This is a genomic window from Clostridium sp. DSM 8431 (genome assembly GCF_900116755.1).
Lineage (GTDB): Bacteria > Bacillota > Clostridia > Clostridiales > Clostridiaceae > Clostridium.
The window spans coordinates 1-18,016 of the sequence record NZ_FPBY01000068.1; the positions used below are offsets into that span (position 1 = coordinate 1).

At 27.4% G+C, this 18,016-nt stretch carries 16 protein-coding genes, 2 tRNA genes and 1 pseudogene; 14 read left to right on the forward strand and 5 right to left on the reverse strand.

Translation table 11 applies throughout. From position 1 onward, the window contains the following. The 4 genes from BM384_RS08535 to tsaE form a co-directional block, all read right to left on the reverse strand. A partial coding sequence (locus BM384_RS08535) for a transposase (protein ID WP_175537319.1) occupies window positions 1–237 on the reverse strand: 237 nt, incomplete at its 3' end. A 136-nt stretch (window positions 238–373) separates the two neighbouring features. Further along, entirely contained in the window at window positions 374–811 is a 438-nt protein-coding gene (gene rimI, locus BM384_RS08540) for a ribosomal protein S18-alanine N-acetyltransferase (protein WP_090012868.1), read from the reverse strand. After that, window positions 795–1,508, reverse strand: coding sequence for a tRNA (adenosine(37)-N6)-threonylcarbamoyltransferase complex dimerization subunit type 1 TsaB (gene tsaB / locus BM384_RS08545; RefSeq protein WP_090012870.1), 714 nt, complete (start codon window positions 1,506–1,508; stop codon window positions 795–797). Before tsaB ends, rimI begins: the two co-directional genes overlap by 17 nt. Further along, window positions 1,505–1,966, reverse strand: coding sequence for a tRNA (adenosine(37)-N6)-threonylcarbamoyltransferase complex ATPase subunit type 1 TsaE (gene tsaE / locus BM384_RS08550; protein WP_090012871.1), 462 nt, complete (start codon window positions 1,964–1,966; stop codon window positions 1,505–1,507). Before tsaE ends, tsaB begins: the two co-directional genes overlap by 4 nt. A gap of 192 nt (window positions 1,967–2,158) precedes the next feature. Here tsaE and BM384_RS08555 point away from each other — a divergent pair, with 192 nt between their 5' ends. The 13 genes and pseudogenes from BM384_RS08555 (at window position 2,159) to BM384_RS08620 (ending at window position 16,308) form a co-directional block, all read left to right on the forward strand. After that, on the forward strand, window positions 2,159–3,040 hold the full coding sequence (locus BM384_RS08555) for a metal ABC transporter substrate-binding protein (RefSeq protein ID WP_090012873.1): 882 nt from the start codon (window positions 2,159–2,161) through the stop codon (window positions 3,038–3,040). Between the two features lie 43 nt (window positions 3,041–3,083). Further along, window positions 3,084–3,159: transfer RNA gene (locus tag BM384_RS08560), tRNA-Trp, on the forward strand. Between the two features lie 522 nt (window positions 3,160–3,681). Continuing rightward, a complete protein-coding gene (locus tag BM384_RS08565) occupies window positions 3,682–5,547 on the forward strand; it encodes a DNA adenine methylase (RefSeq protein WP_090012875.1) in 1,866 nt (621 codons plus the stop codon). Window positions 5,548–5,651: 104 nt separating this feature from the next. Next, a complete protein-coding gene (locus BM384_RS08570) occupies window positions 5,652–6,518 on the forward strand; it encodes a hypothetical protein (protein WP_090012876.1) in 867 nt (288 codons plus the stop codon). 19 nt (window positions 6,519–6,537) lie between these two features. After that, the gene (locus BM384_RS08575) at window positions 6,538–7,530 is read left to right on the forward strand and encodes an AAA family ATPase (protein ID WP_090012878.1); all 993 of its coding nucleotides are present in this window, start codon (window positions 6,538–6,540) and stop codon (window positions 7,528–7,530) included. A gap of 15 nt (window positions 7,531–7,545) precedes the next feature. Then, complete coding sequence (locus tag BM384_RS08580) at window positions 7,546–8,796, forward strand: hypothetical protein (RefSeq protein ID WP_090012880.1); 1,251 nt, start codon at window positions 7,546–7,548, stop codon at window positions 8,794–8,796. A 395-nt stretch (window positions 8,797–9,191) separates the two neighbouring features. Beyond that, window positions 9,192–9,904, forward strand: a pseudogene (locus BM384_RS08585) (MerR family transcriptional regulator). Window positions 9,905–10,120: 216 nt separating this feature from the next. Next, on the forward strand, window positions 10,121–10,783 hold the full coding sequence (locus BM384_RS08595) for a TVP38/TMEM64 family protein (RefSeq protein WP_090012883.1): 663 nt from the start codon (window positions 10,121–10,123) through the stop codon (window positions 10,781–10,783). Between the two features lie 118 nt (window positions 10,784–10,901). Further along, on the forward strand, window positions 10,902–12,062 hold the full coding sequence (gene alr / locus BM384_RS08600; RefSeq protein WP_090012885.1) for an alanine racemase: 1,161 nt from the start codon (window positions 10,902–10,904) through the stop codon (window positions 12,060–12,062). Between the two features lie 183 nt (window positions 12,063–12,245). Continuing rightward, window positions 12,246–12,419: a (2Fe-2S)-binding protein gene (locus tag BM384_RS08605; RefSeq protein ID WP_090012887.1), complete on the forward strand. Its 174-nt coding sequence runs from the start codon at window positions 12,246–12,248 to the stop codon at window positions 12,417–12,419. Between the two features lie 151 nt (window positions 12,420–12,570). Continuing rightward, window positions 12,571–12,795: a TIGR04540 family protein gene (locus tag BM384_RS08610; RefSeq protein ID WP_090012888.1), complete on the forward strand. Its 225-nt coding sequence runs from the start codon at window positions 12,571–12,573 to the stop codon at window positions 12,793–12,795. Window positions 12,796–13,024: 229 nt separating this feature from the next. Beyond that, the gene (locus tag BM384_RS08615) at window positions 13,025–15,046 is read left to right on the forward strand and encodes a methyl-accepting chemotaxis protein (RefSeq protein ID WP_090012890.1); all 2,022 of its coding nucleotides are present in this window, start codon (window positions 13,025–13,027) and stop codon (window positions 15,044–15,046) included. A 20-nt stretch (window positions 15,047–15,066) separates the two neighbouring features. After that, on the forward strand, window positions 15,067–16,308 hold the full coding sequence (locus BM384_RS08620; protein ID WP_090012892.1) for an ABC transporter substrate-binding protein: 1,242 nt from the start codon (window positions 15,067–15,069) through the stop codon (window positions 16,306–16,308). A 40-nt stretch (window positions 16,309–16,348) separates the two neighbouring features. On the opposite strand, the gene BM384_RS08625 is transcribed toward BM384_RS08620, so the two are convergent. Further along, window positions 16,349–17,416, reverse strand: a complete 1,068-nt coding sequence (locus BM384_RS08625) for an NAD(P)H-dependent flavin oxidoreductase (protein ID WP_090012893.1) — start codon at window positions 17,414–17,416, stop codon at window positions 16,349–16,351. Between the two features lie 175 nt (window positions 17,417–17,591). Between BM384_RS08625 and BM384_RS08630 the strand changes: the two genes are divergently transcribed. Continuing rightward, a tRNA-Trp gene (locus tag BM384_RS08630) sits at window positions 17,592–17,667 on the forward strand. The last annotated feature ends 349 nt before the right edge of the window (window positions 17,668–18,016 follow it).

Genomic DNA, 18,016 nt, shown 5'->3' on the forward strand with positions numbered 1-18,016 from the left:
GGTTTGTCTCATTGAGCGGATGCCAAATATATATTGAATCATTACTATTTTTATTAGAACTACAGGGTCTATGCTTTCGCGACCGTAAGGCTTATATAAATCTCTTACTTCATCATAAATAAAGTCTAGATTTATTGCTGCATCTAATTTTCTAACTAAATGATTTTTAGGAACAAGATCATCTATACTTAATAATTCTATTTGATTTCTATCTGCTTTCTTTTTAACACCCATCATATTGAAACACCACCTTATATTAGTTAATTATATTTTAACATAAAAATAGACAACTATCTTCGAAAACGAAGTTAGTTGTCAACAGTCTGGGAGCTTGTCAATTTGACAAGCTCTTTAATTTTAAAATATTAGTGATTTATCTTTTCCACATAATAAAGGCATCTTCGTTATTATCACTATAATAATTTTTTCTTACACCTTCATTTTCAAAACCAAATTTTTTATAAAGGTTTTGAGCAGGTATATTTGAAGCTCTAACTTCAAGAGTAAGGGCTGTGCAGCCCCAGTCTTTAGAATTTTTAATTAAAGAATCAACTAAAGCACTTCCTACACCTTTTTTTCTGTAATCTGGGTGTACAGCAATATTTGTAATATGTCCTTCATCAACAATAACCCATACTCCAGCAAAACCTATAATTCTATTATCTGCTTTTGCAACTATGTATTTAGCAAGAGGATTTGAAAGTTCTCTTGAAAAAGAATCTAAAGACCAAGACTCTTTTAAACTTAGAGTACTTACTTCTAAAACGTCAGTTAAGTCTTCTTTATTCATTAAACTAAGCGTGACACTCATTTACACTTAACCTTCTTTCTAATTCTCTTACAGCTTGTGGTTGTTTTAAATAAATAGGTGCTGAATTAGGGTCATCATGTATACCTTCATTTAAAAGATTAAGCCCTAATTCTCCAAGAGAAGAAGCACGTACAATATTTAAGTGGTTAGGAGCAAACTTTGCATTTGGAAGATGATCTTTTATGTAATCTTTGTGTTTTGATAGACCATCACCTGTAAATATAATGTCTTCATCTTTTTCCTTTAGCATTTCAACTAATTTATCAATGTCCATAGGAGTAGGTTCTAATATAGTTTCTAGTTTGTTATTATTACCCTTATAAAGACCTGTATAAACATTTTCTCTAAGAGCATCCATTATTGGACATATAATTCCTTTAAAGTTTACAAGGCTATATGCTAATGCATCTAAAGTAGAAATACTTATGTATGGTTTTGAACTTCCAAAGCTTAAACCTTTTATGGTTGACATTCCTATTCTTAATCCAGTGAAAGAACCAGGCCCCTTAGATACAGCATAACCATCAACATCATCAAGAGTTAGGTTACATTCCTCTAAAAGTTTTTCTATCATTGGCATAAGAAGAACTGAGTGTTCTCTTTTGTTATTTAATACATATTCTCCAAGTAGTTCATCATTATTAAGTAAAGCGCAGGTAGCAACTTTAGATGATGAGTCTATACTTAAAACTATCATATTTTCAACTCCTTAACGTAATTATATCTTTCACCATAAGGATGAATAGATATCTGTCTAAAGTTTTCTCCTTTGCTGAAATCTTTAGATATATTTATATGAATATATTCTTTAGGAAGAATTTCTTCGATATAATTAGCCCATTCAATTATTGATACAGCATCTGAAAATATATAATCATCAAATCCAATGGCATATATTTCATCTGGATCACTTACTCTGTAAACATCAAAGTGATTTAATTTAAATCTGCCACTTTCATATTCATTTACAATATTAAAAGTAGGACTTGTAATTGTATCAGTAACGCCAAGGCCTGTTGCAATTCCTTTAGTAATATGGGTTTTACCTGTACCTAAATCGCCTGTTAAACAGATAATATCACCAGAATTTAATAATTTTCCTAACTGAAAACCAATATTTGTAGTTTCCTCAATACTATTAACTTGAAATTCCATATGTGACTCCCTTCAAAAATTAACTCTATCTATTATTTTATCCAAATTTGAATAAAAAGAAAACATTATAGAGAAAAATAAAGAGAAGTAATAAAGAAATATTATCTTCATAAATTCATATATATATTTGCATAAAATATTGCTATAATATTAGGGAAATATTTTTGCCTTGATAATGGCGGAGGTGGTTAGGTGAAAAAGTTAACATTTGCAATGTTAATTATTACGTTTGTTTTATTTTTAGGTATTGGAAGATTCTCTAGCCCAACAGTAGCTAATATTGTTGACCCGGTAACTTCTGATAGAGATTCATTATTAAATATAATGACAACTAATAAAATGGAGTATCAAATGGTAAAAGAAATAGCAGGGGACAAGCACAATATACAATATATATTTAATGGTGAAAAAGAAAATGAAGACTTTACTATTAATGATAACATAGTAAATAATATATCTAATATGGACTTATTTTTGTATAGTGGAAATTCCCAAGCTAAGTGGTGTACAGAACTAAGATCAAAACTAAATAAAAGTAGCGTAGGGACAATTGATATTTCAAGAGGAATAAGGACAAGTAACTATGTGGTAAATAATCAAACTAAAGTTAACCCATATTTCTATATAGGGGTAGATGAATATAAGGTAATACTTTATAACGTAAAATCAGCTATTCAAGATAAAGATCCTAAAAATAGAGATTTATATGAAAAAAATTATAATAGAACAATTACTAATTTAGATAAGACAATAACGGAAACCAGAGAGAATAAGAAAGATTTATCTGAATATACATTTGTTACTATTGATAATAATTTTGATTATTTCTATAAAACTTTAGGAATAAATCCTACTAGACTTCCAGAAGGTCAAACTATGGCTCAGTATGTTGAAGAGAAAAAAATTGATCCTAATAAATTAATTGTAGTAAAAGATATAGAGACACCTTTTACAGAACAAGGATATAGAGTGGTTAATTTTCAAAAGTATGATAATAAATTAAGTATAGAGGGCTTGATTGAAGCAAATTATAAAAATTTATATGATTTAATAGAAAATAATGAAAATAAATAGTTGATTTTTTAATAAAAGTGCTATATAATAGAAAATGTCTCAAAGGGGTATGGCTCAATTGGTAGAGTAGTGGTCTCCAAAACCATTGGTTCTGGGTTCGAGTCCTAGTGCCCCTGCCACAAAAATCGTAAGCGAAATGCTTACGGTTTTTTTTGTAAAATAATACATTTCATAATTAGCATTTCCAAACCATAATTTATTTAAATACTTATCCACATTTATCGTTAAGGAAAGGAAAATTAAAATAGCTTACTGATTTTGAAGGTAAAGTCAAAAATTGGTGATTATATATTTTCAATAAAAAGTTTGATATAATGATATTAAATGCTGAGAAAATGTCTTTTTACATATATAAAAATATAAAATTCCTATAGTAGTAATGGTGATTATTACAAGCTTTCTGCTATGTAAATTTGTTAATATAGTAAAAAGAAAAAATTGTAGTTCTTCAAAAAACTAAAAAGCAAAATAATTAAACGGCTTGAGTTTTTTGTAAAAATAAAATGACAAGAAAAGTTAGCTGAAATTATTTATGTTAGACTGAATATTTTTAGTGAATTATATTAGAAATAAAAAAATTAAAATTGAAAATTAGATGACTTGATAGAATATATAAAACATACTGAAGGATGATATAGTAGATGAGATACTTAGGTAATAAAACAAAGCTTTTAGGCTTTATCGAATATGTAATAAATAAATACAAAATAGAAGGAGAAACTTTTGCTGATTTATTTTCGGGAACTGGATCTGTAGGTGATTACTTTAAAGATAAGTATACTATTTTTGCAAATGATTATATGAGTTTTGCAAGTATAATAGCTAAAGCAAAATTAATGAATTCTTCAGAACCTGCTTTTATTGAATTCTATAAGAAATATGAATGCAGTCCTTTTGAGTGGCTAAATGAAAAAGAATATGTTGATAATGGGGAGTATTTTATTTTAAATAACTATACACCTAAAGCAGATAGAATGTATTTTACTGAAGAAAATGCATTAAAAATTGATGGAATTCGTATAGAAATAGAGGAACTTTATAAAGATGATTTAATTAATGAAGCTGAATATTACTTTTTAATAGCTTCATTATTAGAGTCAGTTTTAAAAATATCTAATACTTCTGGAACATATCAAGCTTTTTTTAAGTTTTGGGATAATAGAGCATTAAAACAATTTGAAATTTGCCCATTAGAAATTGAAGAAAAAGAATTGCATGGGGATAATTTAATATTTTGTAGTGATGCAAATAAATTAGTTCGTAATATATCTGGAGATATTGCATACATTGATCCACCATATACTATTACACAATATACTAATTCATATCATATGCTTGAAACTATAGTAAGGTATGATAATCCTGTTATATTTGGTAAGACAGGTAGAAGATTAAAAAGAACTTTATCTGGATATTCAAATAAGCAAAAAGCATATTATGAGTTTGAAGATTTATTTAGACAGATTAATTTTAAACATATACTTATAAGTTATAGTAATCAGTCTATTATTTCACTTTTAGAGTTAAAAAATCTTGCAAAGAAATTTGCAAAAGATGGAAAAGTCTTTGTAGAGACAACAAATTATAGAGAGTATTCAACTAATAATTCTAGCTATAAAGGTGATGGTAGTGATCTTAAAGAAGCCATTATATACTTTGAAAAAGATTTTGAAAATAATAAATCTCCTTTGAATTATTCGGGAAGCAAAGACCAAATGATGCCTTCTATTATTAAACAACTTCCAAAACATATTGGAACTTTTGTAGATGTAATGGGTGGTGCCTTTAATGTTGGTGCAAATGTTGTTGCTATGGATAAAGTTTATTATTTTGAATACAACAAATATATTTTTGATATTATACAAATGCTGACTAATACAGATAAAAATAAGATTATAGACGATGTAAAAAAAGTTATTAATACATTTAAGTTAGAGAAGAAAAACAAAGATTCATATTTAAATTTAAGAAATTACTACAATACTAATGATAAGCCAACAATAGAATTATTTGTTTTATCAATATATGCATTTCAAAATATGATTAGATTTAATTCTAAGCAAGGTATGAATACTCCTGTTGGAAATAATGAATTTAATGAAGGAATTGAAAAAAGAATTTTAAATTTCAAACCTAAAACTGAAGTCCTAGAGATGATAAATGGTTCTTATATAAATTTAAATTATGAGGATTTTCCAAAAGATACGGTATTTTATTTCGATCCACCTTATTTTATTACTAATGCTGAATATAATGATGGAAAAAGAGGATTAGAAGGCTGGACTGCAAAGGATGAAAATGAATTATTATTATTTCTTTCAAAACTTGATGAAGCAGGTTATAAATTTATGCTTTCAAATGTTATTAAACATAAAGGAAAAACAAATCATTTATTAATAGAATGGGTTAATCAACATGATTTTAATTTAATCGATATGGGAAAAACAGGAATTAAATATCCTAGAGAAGAAGTATTAATTACAAATTATAAAATATTTGAAGAATAGGGGAAGCATATGAAGAGGTTTATTATTCTAAATAAAAAAAATTTCCTGAGGCTTTTAATTCTATTTCAAATCTTTCAACTAGTGAAGAGGATAAAATAAGGTTTGTGGAAGATGAAATAATTAAGTCTATAAATGAATATAACAAAAAACTAATGATTGATGAAATTCAATATGCAGACATTAATGAAAACTTTCCAAAATTTAAAGCTGGAAAATTTAATGGAGCTGTAGTTGAAGAATTTAAGGTACATAATTCAACAGATATTAGCAATATTATTGGGGATAGATATTATATAAATATTGGCTTAGAGATATATTGCCGCAGAATAATTATGTATATTTTTATTTCACCAACTAGTGATTCAACAAGAAATGCACTTATTTCTCAAACAGTATTTCCAACACTATTAGATTATGCAGAAGAGTATATAGATTCGCCAAGTTATAATATTGCAAATCACAAGTTTTGTTTTTTGAATGTGATTAATAAAAAGATAACTTCTCAAATGATTTTACGTCATATGGCAAGTTTATACATTGCAGGTATTGATTATATTGAAGTATTTCCAAATCATACTTTGGAAACTAAAGAGGTTCCACGAAATATTAAAGAGTTTTTAAAAGTATATGCTCCTGATTATTCTGAATACTATAATGAGGAAAATGATATTTATAATGGATTAAATTATTATGTTGACTTCAATAACAAGATATTCAAATGGAAAACTCATGACTTTATACACAAATTAAAAGAATCAGCAAATGGTGTTGATTTTAATGGAAGTGCTGAGAAATTTTATTGGATTGAGATGCTTCCAATATCTATTTTTGCATATAGATGTGGATATAAAATAGATTATTCAGAATATAGTAAATTTATTTCTACATATAAAAGTAAATTTTCCAAAAAAAGTGATAAGTTTAAAAGATGTGAGACACTTTTAAGTTATATAGATAAATATTTTATTTAGGTTATTTAAAGGAGGAAAAATGCACGAACAACTAATTTTATTTGGAGCACCAGGAACCGGAAAAAGTTTTGAGGTTAAAGAAAGGTTATCATCACATCCTGATGAGAAGATATTCCGTATTACAATACATCCAGAATTTTTATATACAGATTTTGTTGGTCAGTTACTACCAGATACTGATAGTAAGGAAAATACAAGTTTTGTATTTAAAGAGGGGCCATTTACGCAGGCATTAATGGAAGCATATATAGACTCAAGTCAAGACGTATATTTAGTTTTAGAAGAATTGTCTAGAGGGAATGTAGCAGCTATATTTGGAGATATTTTTCAATTATTAGATAGAGATAAGCATTTTGAAAGTAGATATCCAATAAGAAATAAGAATATTGCTGATAAAATACCAACTTTAACAACTGATGAAGTGAAACTTCCTTCGAATTTTAATATTATTTGTACTGTAAATATGAATGATCAAAGTGTATTCCCAATGGATACAGCTTTTAAGAGAAGATTTGAATGGGAATATATTTCGGTATATCCAATTATAGATTCTACAACTAATAAGGTAAATAAAAAACTTAATAACCCTAAAATTAAAATTGCTATAGATGATAATAGAGATAATGATTTAGTAACTACTTGGCAGTCTTTTTATATGGCGTTAAATGATTTTATTACAAATAAAGAAAATGGATTAGGCAAAAAAGAGGACAAGCAAGTAGGTCAGTTTTTCATTGATTTTAATGATGATGTAATAAGAAATTCACATTCTACTAACAGTGATGAATATGAAGCAGCAGATAAAATCATAAATAAAACCATTAAAAATAAGCTTTTATTATATTTATGGCAAGATATACAAGGTTTAAACTCCTTTGGGGGAGCTAGTTTATTTGATAATAAAATTCATAGCTATGATGTTTTATATAATAACTTTGGCTCTGATAAGGTTTTTAGTGATACGTTTATTGATAAATTTTTAAAACCAAATTTAAATAGGTTTCCTTATTAAATTGGAGGCAGTAGTATGATAATTAAATATGCTAATGATGGGGCTACTTTTGAAAATGAAGACCACTCTTTTGAATTTTGCTTAGATAATAAAAGAGATATTAAAACTGATAGTTTAATTGATGAAAATAGTGGTCAAAAAACAGGTGAAGTAAGGGATGTTTTTAATTTTGTTGGATTTGTATCTAATGAAAATAATGACCTTATGATTGTTGGACCTAAAAACTATAAGTTTGGCAATTTAAAACATGATGCTCAAGTAATATTTCAAACAATTTCAAAGCATATGCAAAAAAAACCAGACCTATATTTTGGAGAAAAGAGTAATCAAATATATAGCTCAAATTATCCATTTTCATCTTTTTTTGAAGTTTATGATTATTATAAAAAATATGGAATGTTTTTTGATGATAAAGTTATAAAAAAACCTAATGTAGGAGGAAGGGTAGATTGGAAAGCAACTATTAGTAAAGCTAATAAGTTTGTAGATTCTAATAATTTATTTTTATATCCACTTTATTATAGGACAAAACATCATTATTCAACATTTATTACAGAGTGTATGATTTTTGTAATCGATTATACAATATCTAAATTTTCATACTTTATTGACTATGAGACTACAGGAAGTGAATTTCCGGAATTTGATTTTATGGGAAATACTAATTTTGTTATTAATTTTTTGAATGAAATTAAGGAGCAGCAGTTTAAGGATTTATCTCAAAGATTAATTGAAAGTTTAATTAATTTCTTTGCAAAAGTAAGATTAGGTGGAAATTTCTATTTAAAGCATTATTCCTTCTCCTCTATATGGGAGGATATGATTGAAGAATATTTGAATAGAAATTATAGTGGAATTGATGTAAAAAAGCATAATATAATTTTTGATAAAAATAAAAGTAATGATTTAAAATTTAGTAAAAGATCATTTCATACTAATAGTGCTAAGCCAAGCCAATATATATCTCCAGACCATTATTCAGAATATAATGATACTCAGTTGATTTTTGATGCAAAATACTATTCAAAAGTAGTAGGAATTGATTATAAGCAAGTTGCTTATATCTTTATGTTGCAGAATTTAATTGATACAAAAACAGATAAAAAGAAGTTTTTGAAAACATATTCTGCATTAATTTTACCTTCAGATAAGCGAAGTACGAAGATACATTTTAGTTTAGATAGGAAATTTGGTAATAACGATATTATTATTACAGAAGAATATTTAATGATAAAGGATGTTATGGAGGAATTTCTAAGTTATTAATAGTAAGCTTTTGTAGTGAGAAGAATTATTAAAGGTTTGTTGCAATTTTCCATGAATGAATATCTAAACATTACAGATAATAATAATGTAATTGCTTAGGATAAATAAACTGCTATGAGAAAAAATGATTCCTGTTCCTCTCAGCAGGAGTTGGAGAAAAGTTGAATAATCGCGAGATGAAACAAAAATGAAAACATTCATAAAACTATAAGGGCTTAACTTGCCGCTGAAAGCAATACATCACAAAAGAAATGCTGTAATAATTATTTTTAATTATTATAGCATTTTTTTGTTGACTATGACCTTAGGTAATAGAGTAATATTAACTCATGGAGATAAGAAAAACCAAGGAGGAGATTTTTATAGTACTATATAAAGTTAAAGAAATCGCTGATATGGCTGGAGTTAGTGTACGTACACTTCATCACTACGACAAAATTGGTCTTCTAAAACCTAATGAAGTTAATGAAAGTGGATATAGGTTTTATACTTTAGAAAGTTTAGAAAAACTACAGCAAATCTTATTTTTCAAAGAATTAGATTTTAATCTCCATGAAATAAAAGAAATGATAGAAAAATCTGATTTTGATAGAAAGGAAGCTTTAAAAGACCAGAAGAAACTATTAGAAAAAAATTAGATAGACTAAAGAAAATAATTAATACAGTTGATAATACAATTAAATCTATGGAGGGTGAAATAAAAATGAATGAAAAAGAAATGTTTAAGGGGTTTAATGAGGAAGAAATAGAAAGTTTTAAGGAAGAAGTTAAAAATAAATATGGAAGTACTGAAGCTTACAAGGAAAGTGTAAAGAAGACTTCAAAGTATAGCAAAAAAGACTGGGAAGAAATTAATGCTGATATGAATTCAATATTTAGTGATATTGCTGATAATATGGATCTAGGAGTAGAATCAAAAGAGGTTCAAGAATTAATTGAAAAGTGGAGAAATCATATTAACAAATATCATTATAATTGTACAAAGGAGATATTAGGCTCTTTAGGACAAATGTATGTGTATGATGAAAGATTCAAAAATAATATAGACAGGATAAAAGAAGGTCTTGCTGAATTTTTAAGTAAAGCTATTGAGTTTTATTGCAAATAATCTATATATTTATTTAGAGGTGTACTATCTTAGTGCACTTCATTCTTTTTTTGTACTATATTCCATATTAATCTTTATTGATATATACTTATATAAGAGAGAGTCTGAGAGAAATTATGAGAAGTTAAAAGGGCACATTGATAGTGTTAAAATTTTAAGAGAAAAGTAATTAGGTGGTATAATAATTAATTTGTTTCAGATAAGGTGAGGTAGAAAATGAGTATTAAAAAAAATGATGTGTTAAAGTTTGCTGTTTTTATAATCATTATAGCGACTGCTGTTACTTTTATAGCTTTAAACCTAGATCACTTAAAACATATTGATAGTGATACTATAATTGAGTATGTAAGAAAAAAAGGTGCTTTATCAGTATTAATTTATTTATTAATATTTGCGCTAAAACCATTTGTTATGGTTATGCCAAGTAATATAGTTGTAATGAGTGGAGCAGCTATTTTTGGACCTTTTAAAGGACTAATGTTAGCTATGGTTGGATTCTTTATTTCAGCAACAGTAGCTTTTTATGTATCTAGATTTTTAGGTAAAGATTTTGTTCAAGGAATTATAGGAAAAAAATTTATGAGTTTAGATAAAAAGATTGAAAATAGTGGTTTTAAGATAATATTTCTTATAAGACTTATACCAGTAATTCCTTATGATCCTGTAAGTTATGCTTCTGGATTTACGAATATGAAGTATTTTACTTATATAATTCCATCAGTTTTAGGGGTACTTCCTGAAACATTTTGTTATTGTATAATGGGTGAAAATGCAAGCAATCCACTATCTGCACAATTTCTATTGCCATTAGTACTAATTGCAGTAGTGGCACTACTTTCAAATAAATTTTTCAATTTAGATAAAATTAATAAAAAATAATAAAAATTATAGGAACCACTAAAGTAAAGAAATAAAATAATAGTGGTTCTTTCCTTTTATACACTGTATTTCATATAATAATAGCAGATAAAATTAAGGGAAGAGGCATTAGGTAAATATGGATAAAGTAATGAGATCGGTTTGGGCAGAAATAGATTTAGATGCAGTTAAGTTTAATATAGAAAATATAAAGAAAATTTCTAAAGATAGAGATGTTGTTGCAGTTGTTAAGGCAGATGCTTATGGACATGGTGCAGTAGATATGGTACCTACTCTTTTAGAAAATGGTGCATCTAGACTTGCAGTTGCTATGATTAGTGAAGCACTTGAACTTAGAAAAAATGGCATTAAAGCTCCAATAATGATTTTAGGATATACTCCTCTTGAATACGGAAAAGAATTAATTGAAAATGATATAGAACAAACAGTCTATGATCTTGATTATGTAAAGGAACTTTCAAAAATAGCAAAGTCTTTAGGAAAGAAATCAAAAATTCATATAGCTATTGATACAGGTATGGGTAGAATTGGGTTCTTACCTGGTAAAAAAACAGTTGATATAATAGAAAAAATAGTGAATTTAGAAGGCATTGATACAATTGGAATGTTTACTCATTTTGCAACTGCAGATGAATTGGATAAAACTTATACTTATGAACAATTTGATAAAATGAATAGCGTTGTAGAAGGACTTAAAGAAAGAGATATTGAAATACCTTTTAAACATGTATCAAATAGTGGGGCAATAATGGATATGCCTGAAACTTTTTTAGAAGGAGTAAGAGCAGGAATAATACTTTATGGTTACTATCCATCTGATGAAGTTAAGAAGGATGTACTTCCATTAAAGAAGGTCTTAACATTAAAAACTAGAGTTTCTCATGTTAAAGAATTAGATGAGGATATGTATATAAGCTATGGAAGAACTTTTAAAACTTCTAAAAAGAGTGTAATAGCAACTATACCAGTAGGATATGCTGATGGATATTCAAGATTATTAAGTGGCAAAGCTAAGGTTATCATTAATGGAAAGTTAGCTCCAGTAGTAGGTAGAATATGTATGGATCAATGTATGGTTGATATTACAGACATAGGTGGAGTTAAGCTAGGGGATGAAGTAATTTTATTAGGTGAAGAAAATGGAATTAAGTATGATGCTGATGATATGGCAAGGGATATGGGAACTATAAATTATGAAATTATATGCATGCTAAAGCAGAGAATTCCTAGGGTTTATATTAAAAAAGGAGAAATAGTTAAGGTAAGAAATTATATATAGATTTTTATACTATTATAATTAAAAAGATGTGGATGACTAATTTTTGATATTCATCTGCATCTTTTATTTTTTATTTTGTGAGTTTTTAAAAATTTTAGAACTAAAAATGAATTTATATAGCCTTGACAGGGAATAATAATTATTATTTAATAATTTAAAAAAGAAGTCTAAGGAGGGTTCTATATGGCAAAAATATGCCTTTGTAAAGGAATAGAGGAAGAAACAATAATAGAAGCAATAAAAAATGGTGCAAAAACTTTTGAAGAAGTAAAAGAAGCAACAGGAGCAGGAACTGGTGGCTGTAGAGGCGCAAGATGTCAGATGAAGATAGAAATGCTTATAAGAGATAATAAATAGAAAAATATATTCCATTAAAGTCGTGAATTCTTTATTTTTATTCTTGAATTTTCAAAAAATTACAATATGAGATGTTGATTATGCAAAAGGAATATTCTATAATTATATTAATTTATATAGAATATTTATTTAGAAAGGTTTAGGATTAATTATGAGATCAGTTTATAAAAATCCAAAAGAATTAGCTACATGTTTAAAAGACTTAGTAGACCTATATTTTGATGGTTTAATGAGTTATGAAAAACTTTCAACTAAAATTGTAAAGATAGTAGATTCAAATGAAGTATACAGAAATGGATTTATGGAAAATAAGATATCTAATGTTCTCGGTGAAGATAGAATAGAAGTAATCAATAAAATTATTTCTGAAAAATAATTTTAAAATAAGTTTTGAATAGAACAGGAAATGTAAAAGATTTGCATTTTCTGTTTTTTTGTCTTAAAATAAAACAAATGAATCTTAAAACATTCCATATTTTAATTTATTTGGTATACAATAAAAGGGGAGGTAATAAAAAAAGAGAGGTAAAAATATTATAATACTTTTAAGTTTTTAGTTATATTTTAAATAATATTGCACACGTGTTCAAAATGGAGGGGTATAAGTGAACGAAAAGGTAAAAGATAAAGTTTCATTTAGTGAAAGACTAAAGAAAAAGTTTAGGAGTTCATTAAAAACAAAACTTATAGCAAACTATATTATTATTGCGTTAGTACCAACATTAATAGTTTCATTAGTAACATTTTCAATATTTAAGAAGAGTATTGTTAATAGGGTGTCAGATTTAAATACTAAGGTAAATATCCAAACCCAGCTAGGCATAGATAATTTTCTATATCAAGCAGAAAATGCTACTTCATTAGTATTTGGTAATGATAAGATTACAGTTTTTAATCCTTCAGATAGTGAGGATGCCTTTCAAAAACAACAGGATAAAAATGAAATAGAAGAATATTTATTGTCTGTAAGTCTTCTTCAAAATTTTACTGACTTTTCTATTGTTTATAATGACGGAACTGTGATAGGTAAAACAAGTGAAACAACAAAAAAATTATTTGATATGAGCAGTGTATATAATGAACTTTCAAGTGAAATAAGTGGGATAAAGAATAAATCATTATGGTTTACAGGAAAAAGTGGAAACTTTAACAAATTATATTATGTAAAAAAATTAAATGATAATTCAGTAATATTAGCATCAATATATACAACAGAACTTGATGAAATATTTGAAAAAATAGATTCTGAAGATGGAAGTGTCTTAAGATTATGCGATGCTGATAATAATATAATTTATTCTACAAGTGAAGATGAGATTGGAACAAGCCTTAGTGAGGATATTGTAGATAATATTAAAGGAGTAAATAGTAAAACTTTTAATAGTAGTAAATACTTAAATATTTATAATACCTGTAATAATGGATGGAAGTTAATTAACTCTACTCCTGAAAAGGTATTATATAGAGAAATTACTACAACAGGAGTTTTAACTGGGATGATAACAATTATATGTATTATGTTAGCAGCATTATGTGGAATTGTTCTTGCAAGAAGAATTTCTGAACCTATAAATGATTTGGTTGATAAGATGAGTAAGGCAGAAGAAGGAGATTTAACTGTTTTAGCTAAGGTTAAAGGTGAAGATGAAATTTCAATGCTATCTAATAGCTTTAATGTTATGATATCAGGGATAAGAGCGTTAATAAATCAAGTTAAAGAAGTTTCAAATTTAGTTATGAAAGAATCTGAGGAAATCAGAGACATGTCTACTCAGAGTTATGAAATATCAAATGGAATTTCAACTGCAATGCAAGATATTGCAACAGGAACATTAAATCAAGCAGAGAAACTTGAAGATACAGCAGCTACTATGGATGCATTAGCCTTAAGTATTAATAATGTAGTTAAGAATGTCTCAAATGTTATTGATATATCTAATAAAACAAAGGTTATAGGAGATAATTCATTAAGTATAGTCAACAAACTAAGTGCTAAAACAAAAAATACTAATGATATTATGAATGAAATAAGTAATAATATTAACATATTAACTTCAAGCATAAGTAAGGTACAGGAAGTTATTGAACTTATTGAAGGAATCAACGAACAAACTAATCTTTTATCTTTAAATGCAGGTATTGAAGCTGCTCGTGCAGGTGAAAGTGGTCGCGGTTTTGCAGTAGTAGCAGAAGAAGTTAAAAAACTTGCAGAGGAATCAAAGGCATCAACAGATAGTGTAAGAGAAGTAATAGAAGATATATACGAAAAAGCAGATAGCGCTATAAAGCTTATTGATGGATCAAGAAAAGCATTTATGGAGCAAAAAGAAACAGTTGAATATACAAATACATCTTTTGAAGATGTTATTGATGCAACTGATAATATAATAGATCAAATAAATAATATAGAAAGTTTAATGAAAGATATAAGTAAGCAAAAAGATAATACACTTTCATCAACTAATACTATTAAGGTTATAACTGAAAATTCTTCAGCTAATACAGAGGAAGTTCTAGCAGCTACAGAGGAGCAAACTGCTAATGCTGAATCTTTAGAGCAACGTTCTGATAACTTAAATCATGCAGTTGAAGGATTAAAGGATATTATAGATAAATTTACTGTATAGTTAGAGGATGGTGAAAATGTATGATAAAAAAGATATGCTCAGTATTATTAGGTGGTTTATTATTGTTTAATTTATCAGGTTGTACAAGCAAAGAAAGCAGTGTTAATAAAGATATGGTAACAATTAAGTTTTCTTGGTGGGGGACAGAAGATAGATATGAAAGAACAATGAAAGTTATAAAACTTTTTGAAGAAAAGAATCCAGATATAAAAATTAAGCCAGAGTATGGAGAATGGACAGGCTTTGCTAAAAGAATGAAAATGAAAATTTTAGGTAATGATGAAGCTGATGTAATGCAGTTAAATTATGACTGGTTAACAACTTACTCAAAGGATGGAACAGGATTTTATGATATAAATAAAGTTTCTGATGAGATAGATTTAAGTAATTTTTCAGAGGATTATTTAAGCTACGGAAGAAAAAATGGAGTGTTAAATGCAATCCCTATATCTACAAATGGAAAAATTATGTTTTATAATAAACAGATTGTAGAAGAGAATATTTCTACATGGGATGATTTAATTAACAGCGCGCCAAAGGATGGAACGTATATTGTAAGTACTGGGGAATTTGATTTATGGTCTATGTGTATGGCTTATGAACAAGGTAAAACAGGAAAAGCCTTTATAAGTAGTGATGGTTCATTAGGCTTTGCTAAAGAGGATATAGTTGATTTATTATCATTTTATAAAACTCTTGTAGATAAAAAAATAGTTCCTCTAACCTTGGCTAAAGATGGAAATGGGGAATTTGATAAGAATAATGCAGGAATATCAGTAGGCTGGACAAATGATGCTCAAAAGGTTAGTAAAAATATGAATAAGTTTAATACTGAAATTGAAGTGTCAGCCTTTCCATCAGTGCCAGGGCAAAAACCTATAACTTATGTAAAACCTACATCTCTTTATGCTATTAGTAAGAATACAGAGCATGCAAAAGAAGCTGCAAGGTTTATGAATTTTATGCTTAATGATACAGAAGCAGCAGAAATATTGGGACTTGATAGAGGAGTACCAGCTAGTAAAGCAAGCTATAACACATTAAAGGATAAGGGAATACTTGAAGGAGTACAATATGATGCTAATAGTATTATTACAGATACTAATGAAGTTTTATTAAGTCCATATTATGAAAATACTCAAATAAAAAATATATGTTATGAAGCTATTGAAGAGATAACTTATGGAAAATCTTCTCCTCAAGATTGCGCAGAAAAAACATACAATGATTTAATTAAAGTTTTAGAGACTTTAGTGAAATAATTAAAAGAACCTGTTTCAAATCTATGAAACAGGTTCTTTTTTAAATGTTCAAAAGTTCATTTTTTAGCTCTTCCATTAGTTTTTTTACTGTAGTAATTGAGTTTAATTTATACACATTTTCACCACAAAAGATTAGGCCGTTATGAATGTCTCCACTAACTGAATTTATTAGGGCTTTAGTTATACAGTAAGGAGTTTTACTTGGATTACATTCTGATAAACATTTAAAGCACTTTTTAACTTTAATATTACCTTCCTTGGTTTTTTTGATAAATGAATTTAAAATGGCTCTTCCAGGCATACCTACTGGACTTTTTACAATTGTAATATCTTCTTTTTTTGCATTTATATAAGCTTTTTTAAATTCATCTGAAGCATCACATTCTTCTGTGGCTACAAATCTAGTAGCCATTTGAACTCCTTTTGCTCCTAAACTTAAATACTTAGAAATATCTTTTCCGTCATAAATTCCACCAGCAGCTATAACTGGAATTTCTTTATGATATTTTTCTTCATATTTATGCACTTCCTGGATTATGTCAACAATAGATTTATCAAAGTTTTCTTCAGGCATATTTATTTCATCAGCAGAGAATCCTAAGTGTCCACCAGCTTTAGGGCCTTCGACTATCACCATATCAGCTGTTTTTTTATAGCGCCTGTCCCATAATTTTAAAAGTATTTTAGTTGACTTTAATGATGATACGATTGGAGCAATTTTTACTAAACTTGATTCAATAAGTTTTGGAAGTAGGGTAGGAAGCCCAGCTCCTGATATTATTATATCTGCACCAGCATCTATTGCAGTCTTTACATACTTTTCATATTCTCTTGTAGCAGCCATAATGTTAACTCCAATAGGACCGTTATTGCATTTTTCTTTTGCTAGATGTATTTCTTTTTTTAAAGCTTTTAAGTTAGTATTTATAGGATCAGTTAGAAAAGTTTTTTCTCTAAATCCAATTTGAGCAGAAGAGATAACTCCAAGACCTCCAAACTTTGTTACAGCAGAAGCTAGATTTGATAAGGATACTCCAACTCCCATGCCGCCTTGGATTATTGGAATACGTAAAGATATGTTTCCTATCTTTAACGGATTAATATTCATTATTCTTTCACCTCATTTATTTTGATTAGAAAGTATTTTGATAATCAAAATACTTCTTTTTAATTATATGTGAAAAAATAGAAGTAAGCAATGAATATTTATGTTTTATTATAAGTATAAATGATATTTTATGTTGACAAAGACTCGGGAAATGTGATAAAATAAATGTTGTCTTAGGGGTATGGCTCAATTGGTAGAGTAGTGGTCTCCAAAACCATTGGTTCTGGGTTCGAGTCCTAGTGCCCCTGCCATATAAATATCTAGGGTTAACCTAGATATTTTTTTTAATGCATAGACCAGTTATACAAAAAAATAAAAAATTTTAAAAAGTAATTTTTTAAAAAAGGGTACACTTAATAAACCATTACTATTTTACGAATAATGGATAAGAGTGAGTTTTAAATTATATGTTATATTACTTCGCGTAAATTACTATTTAAATATAATTTTTTATGTACTTCAGGTAATCGTAATTCAAAGGGCTTTTTATCCCTAAGTATTGCAAAAAAAGTGGTTAATTAATTTGTGCATTATAGCTCCAATAGCTACTTTTTTAGGTTTTGATTTAATTAACTTATTGTAGTATTCAAGCAAAACAGG

Excerpts from the sequence above, each read along its gene's own strand:
- rimI (WP_090012868.1), bottom strand. The coding sequence starts at position 811 with ATGAGTGTCACGCTTAGTTTAATGAATAAAGAAGACTTAACTGACGTT.
- tsaB (WP_090012870.1), bottom strand. The coding sequence starts at position 1,508 with ATGATAGTTTTAAGTATAGACTCATCATCTAAAGTTGCTACCTGCGCT.
- tsaE (WP_090012871.1), bottom strand. The coding sequence starts at position 1,966 with ATGGAATTTCAAGTTAATAGTATTGAGGAAACTACAAATATTGGTTTT.
- BM384_RS08565 (WP_090012875.1), top strand. The coding sequence starts at position 3,682 with ATGAGATACTTAGGTAATAAAACAAAGCTTTTAGGCTTTATCGAATAT.
- BM384_RS08575 (WP_090012878.1), top strand. The coding sequence starts at position 6,538 with ATGCACGAACAACTAATTTTATTTGGAGCACCAGGAACCGGAAAAAGT.
- BM384_RS08580 (WP_090012880.1), top strand. The coding sequence starts at position 7,546 with ATGATAATTAAATATGCTAATGATGGGGCTACTTTTGAAAATGAAGAC.
- BM384_RS08595 (WP_090012883.1), top strand. The coding sequence starts at position 10,121 with ATGAGTATTAAAAAAAATGATGTGTTAAAGTTTGCTGTTTTTATAATC.
- alr (WP_090012885.1), top strand. The coding sequence starts at position 10,902 with ATGGATAAAGTAATGAGATCGGTTTGGGCAGAAATAGATTTAGATGCA.
- BM384_RS08605 (WP_090012887.1), top strand. The coding sequence starts at position 12,246 with ATGGCAAAAATATGCCTTTGTAAAGGAATAGAGGAAGAAACAATAATA.
- BM384_RS08610 (WP_090012888.1), top strand. The coding sequence starts at position 12,571 with ATGAGATCAGTTTATAAAAATCCAAAAGAATTAGCTACATGTTTAAAA.
- BM384_RS08620 (WP_090012892.1), top strand. The coding sequence starts at position 15,067 with ATGATAAAAAAGATATGCTCAGTATTATTAGGTGGTTTATTATTGTTT.
- BM384_RS08625 (WP_090012893.1), bottom strand. The coding sequence starts at position 17,416 with ATGAATATTAATCCGTTAAAGATAGGAAACATATCTTTACGTATTCCA.